Genomic DNA, 4,558 nt, shown 5'->3' with positions numbered 1-4,558 from the left:
GCATCAAGCTGCCTTCCACGATTTCCGGAATCACCTCGGTCGCGCCCGATGCGATCAGCTTTTCGAGATCGGCGTCATCGACGGTACGCACGATGGTCGGCAACGTGGGTTCAAGTTCATGGATGCTGTGCAGCACCCGCAGCGCGGACGGGGTGTTGGCGAACGTGATCGCGACCGTGGCTGCACGATGCAAACCGGCTGCAACCAGCGCCTCACGCCGGCCGGCGTCACCGTAAACCACGCTTTCGCCCGCCGCCGCCGCCGCTGAAACACGGTCGGGGTCCAGATCGAGCGCCACATACGACAAGCCTTCATGTTCCAGCATGCGCGCCAGATTCTGCCCGGCGCGGCCGTATCCGCAAATGATGACGTGCCCGCTCTGCTTCAGGCTTTGCGTGGCGATCCGTGTCATTTGCAACGACTGCATCAGCCATTCTGTCGATGACAGCCGCAGCACGATCCTGTCCGCGTTCTGGATGATGAAGGGTGCGGCGAGCATTGACAGCAGCATTGACGAGAGGATGGCTTGCAGCAAGACCGGCTCGACGAGATGTTTATCGAGGATCAGGTTCAGCAGCACGAAACCGAACTCGCCGGCTTGCGCGAGGTTCAGGCCGGTACGCATCGCGACGCCGGGCGGCGAGCCGAACAGCCGCGCGAGGCCGGTGATCATCACGGCTTTCAGTAGAATCGGCAGGAAGAAAAATCCCGCCACGAGAAAGGGATGCTCCCAGATCACGCGCGGATTCAGCAACATCCCGGTGGTGACGAAAAACAGGCCGAGCAGCACGTCGCGGAACGGCTTGATGTCTTCCTCCACCTGATGCCGATACGGCGTTTCCGCGATCAACATGCCCGCGATAAACGCGCCGAGCGCAAGCGAGAGGCCAAATTTATCGGTGATGAAAGCCGCGCCCAGCGTCACCAGCAACAGGTTCAGCATGAACAGTTCTTGCGAACGCCGGCGCGCGACGAGGTTGAACCAGCGCGTCATGAACTTCTGGCCGATAAACAGCAACAGCGTCAACGCGACCACGATTTTCGCGGCCGCGACCGCGAGCCAGAACGCCAGTTGCGAGGAATTTCCATTGCCGAATGCCGCGATGATGATCAGCAAGGGCACCACAGCCAAGTCCTGGAACAGCAGCACGCCGAAGATATTGCGACCGTGCTCGGATTCCAGTTCGAGCCGTTCGGCCAGCATTTTCGAAACGATCGCGGTGGACGACATCGACAACGCGCCGCCGAGCGCGATGCTCGCTTCCCACGCCATGCCAATCCAGAAGTTCGCGATCCAGCCGACCAGCAGCGCAATCAAAATCGTCCCGACGACCTGACTGGCGCCAAGCCCGAACACGATGCGTCGCATTGAACGCAATTTCGATAACGAAAACTCCAGCCCAATGGAAAACATCAGGAACACGACGCCGAACTCGGCCAGATGCTGCGCGCGGTCGGTGTCCCCCGCGATCCCTGCGGCATGCGGTCCCACGACAATCCCCACCGCCAGATAGCCCAGCATCGGCGGCAGGTTGAAAAAACGGAACACGACGACCCCTACCACTGAACACAGCAGCAAAAGCAGAGTCAATTCGAGCGGGGATGTCATCCGTCTTGCGTCCTCGTTGGTCGGCGTTAGCTGGTTTGTTTCGATGCCGCAGGCTGGGCAAAAGCGCGCGGCAAAACACGCGGCCAGGGCGGCAGATGAACGACGCGAAGCCGCCCGGGGTGCGGCGCGGCGCAAAGACGCCTTTGATATACTCCGCGCATGATAGCGAAAATCAATGGCGACAGGGCGCTCGCACTGGCTCGCACAGTGCTCGAAATCGAAGCCGACGCCGTACGCGGCGTGTCCGCCCACCTCGACGACAACTTCCCCGGCGCCGTCGGATTCCTGCTGGGGTGTAAAGGCCGCGTGGTGGTCTCCGGGATCGGCAAATCCGGACATATCGCGCGCAAATTTGCGGCCACACTTGCAAGCACCGGCACGCCCGGTTTCTTTGTGCATCCGGCCGAAGCAAGCCACGGCGATCTTGGCATGGTAACCGCCGAAGATGTGTTCATCGCGTTATCGAATTCAGGCGAAACTGAAGAACTCGTCGCGATCCTGCCGATCATCAAGCGACTGGGTTCCAAACTGATCGCCATCACCGGCAACCCCGAATCAAGTCTCGCCAAGCTCGCCGACGTGCACTTGAATGCCCACGTCGACAAGGAAGCGTGTCCGATGAACCTGTCGCCGACGGCCAGCACCACCGCCGTTCTCGCTCTCTCCGACGCGCTCGCGGTCGCCGTTCTCGACGCCCGCGGCTTTGGCCCCGACGATTTCGCCCGCTCACATCCGGGCGGCGCGCTCGGCCGGCGCCTGTTGACCTATGTACGCGACGTGATGCGCGTGGGCGAAGAAGTGCCGATCGTTTCAATGGACGCAAGCGTCTCCGACGCCCTCTTCCAAATCACCGCCAAACGCATGGGCATGACGGCCGTGGTCAACGAAAAGCGGCATGTAGAAGGCATTTTCACCGACGGCGACCTGCGCAGGATTCTTCAGCGCGACGGCGATTTTCGCTCGCTTCCGCTGTTGGATGTAATGACTCGTAATCCGCGCACGATCGGGCCGGACCATCTGGCCGTGGAAGCGGTGGAACTGATGGAGCGTTACCGGATCAACCAAATGCTGGTTGTCGATGAAAACGCCATCTTGATCGGCGCCCTGAACATGCACGACCTCTTTTCCAAGAAGGTGATTTGATGGCGGCAGTCCTGGTACCCGCGAGCCTGGTCAAGTTGATGATTTTCGACATCGACGGCGTGTTTACGGACGGCAGCCTTTTCTTCACGGCCGAGGGGGACGCAATGAAGTCGTTCAACTCCCTCGATGGTCACGGCGTGAAAATGTTGCAATCGGTGGGCGTGCAGACCGCGATCATCACGGGCCGCAAGTCCGGAATCGTCGCGGCGCGCGCCCGCGAACTCGGCATTACGCACTTGCATCAGGGCGTTGCCGATAAAACCATCGCGTTTGCGCAATTGCTGCAAACCACGGGCATCGCGGCCCACGAATGCGGCTACATGGGCGACGACTGGCCCGACCTCGCCGTGATGCGATTGTGCGGCTTCGCTGCCGCACCTGCGAACGCGCACGCTGAAGTGCTCCAACGTGTGCACTTCGTGGCCGGGACGCGCGGCGGCGCAGGCGCGGTCCGTGAAGTTTGCGACGCCATCCTGCGCGCACAAGACAAGTATGACGGCCTGCTGGCTGCGGCCACCGGAGCCTGAACGCAATGATCCGTCCCACCAAAAAACTGACATCCCTGTTGCCATTGGTGGCAATGGCCGCGCTCGCGGGCATCACGTACTGGCTGTTGCAAGCCACGCTGCCGCCCAAGCAGACGCCCGAGCGCCCGAAAGAGCACGCGCCGGATTATTTCGCCGATAACTTCTCGGTCTCCGAACTCGACGCCACGGGCACGACGCAATACCGGCTGACGGCGATCTCGATGGTGCATTACGAGGACGACGAAAACAGCGACCTGATCAAGCCGGCCATGCGTATGTTCCAGCCGCTCAAGCCGACGGTGACGTCGACGTCGGAGCGTGGCACGGTGAATGGCGATGTATCGATCGTCGACTTGTACGATAACGCCCGCATCCTGCGCGTGGCCGGCTTCGGCGACCCGCAGATGCAGGCGGATTCCGAGCACTTTCGCATCCTGGTCAACGACGATGTCATCGAAACGGAAAAGCCGGTTAAACTTCAGCGCGGTCTGTCCGTGATGACAGCCAACGGCATGAACTACAACAACGTGACCCGGGTGATGAAGCTCTACGGCCAGGTGCGCGGCGCGATTGCCGCCTCGGACACCCACTAGCTCCGCGTTATAAAGCCCGCAATTCCGGCAGTTTCCGCAGTTCCGACGAATCGCGCTGGATTGTCCTTACCCCATCTTAGTGTGACTGCATGAACGAACCGTTTCTCCGACCCGAATCCGGCTGCCTGCACCAAGCGCGGGCGGCATTTTTGCGCCGCGCCAACCGTGTCGCGCAATTCGGGATGGCGGCGGCATGTGTGGCGCTGTCGCTGGCGGCTTTTGCCCCGGCCGCGCACGCAGAGCGCGCCGACAACGACAAGCCGCTGAACATTGAAGCGGACAACATGTCCTACGACGACCTCAAGCAAGTGAACATTTTCACGGGCCACGTGGTTGCGACCAAGGGCACGATCATCATCAAGGCCGACCGTGTGGATGTCACGCAGGACCCGCAGGGTTATCAGTACGCGACCGGCACTTCCACCGGCGGCAACCTGTCGTATTTCCGCCAGAAACGCGATGGCGTCGACGAATACATCGAAGGCAACGCGGTGCGTATCGACTACGACGGCAAGCAGGATTTCACGACGCTGACCACGCGTGCCGTCGTGCGCCGCCTGGTCGGGCTGACGACGATCCAGGACGAAGTGCACGGCAGCGTAATCACGTACGACGGTCAGAAGGACTTCTATACGGCCAAGGCTGGCGTGGATGTCGCCGGCCCAGGCAACCCGACTGGCCGCGTG

At 61.3% G+C, this 4,558-nt stretch carries 5 protein-coding genes; 4 read left to right on the top strand and 1 reads right to left on the bottom strand.

Annotated elements, in window-relative coordinates; genetic code table 11:
* Positions 1-1,609, bottom strand: a 1,609-nt coding sequence (locus tag WCA53_RS33820; RefSeq protein ID WP_423922423.1) for a cation:proton antiporter, incomplete at its 3' end; no start/stop codon positions are given.
* A 159-nt stretch (positions 1,610-1,768) separates the two neighbouring features.
* Between WCA53_RS33820 and kdsD the strand changes: the two genes are divergently transcribed.
* The 4 genes from kdsD to lptA form a co-directional block, all read left to right on the top strand.
* Positions 1,769-2,752 (top strand): arabinose 5-phosphate isomerase KdsD, encoded by a 984-nt coding sequence (kdsD, locus tag WCA53_RS33815; protein ID WP_423922420.1) that lies wholly within the window; start codon positions 1,769-1,771, stop codon positions 2,750-2,752.
* The gene (locus tag WCA53_RS33810; protein WP_423922415.1) at positions 2,752-3,279 is read left to right on the top strand and encodes a KdsC family phosphatase; all 528 of its coding nucleotides are present in this window, start codon (positions 2,752-2,754) and stop codon (positions 3,277-3,279) included. The genes kdsD and WCA53_RS33810 overlap by 1 nt, the downstream gene beginning before the upstream one ends.
* A gap of 5 nt (positions 3,280-3,284) precedes the next feature.
* Positions 3,285-3,872 (top strand): LPS export ABC transporter periplasmic protein LptC, encoded by a 588-nt coding sequence (gene lptC / locus WCA53_RS33805; RefSeq protein WP_423922411.1) that lies wholly within the window; start codon positions 3,285-3,287, stop codon positions 3,870-3,872.
* Between the two features lie 89 nt (positions 3,873-3,961).
* Positions 3,962-4,558: lipopolysaccharide transport periplasmic protein LptA (lptA, locus tag WCA53_RS33800; RefSeq protein ID WP_423922408.1), on the top strand; the 597-nt coding region annotated here is incomplete at its 3' end.

Source organism: Caballeronia sp. (assembly GCF_049581465.1).
GTDB lineage: Bacteria > Pseudomonadota > Gammaproteobacteria > Burkholderiales > Burkholderiaceae > Caballeronia.
The sequence above is the reverse complement of the archived record's forward strand: the minus strand, read 5'-3'. Positions and strand labels throughout refer to the sequence as shown.

Excerpts from the sequence above, each read along its gene's own strand:
- kdsD (WP_423922420.1), top strand. The coding sequence starts at position 1,769 with ATGATAGCGAAAATCAATGGCGACAGGGCGCTCGCACTGGCTCGCACA.
- WCA53_RS33810 (WP_423922415.1), top strand. The coding sequence starts at position 2,752 with ATGGCGGCAGTCCTGGTACCCGCGAGCCTGGTCAAGTTGATGATTTTC.
- lptC (WP_423922411.1), top strand. The coding sequence starts at position 3,285 with ATGATCCGTCCCACCAAAAAACTGACATCCCTGTTGCCATTGGTGGCA.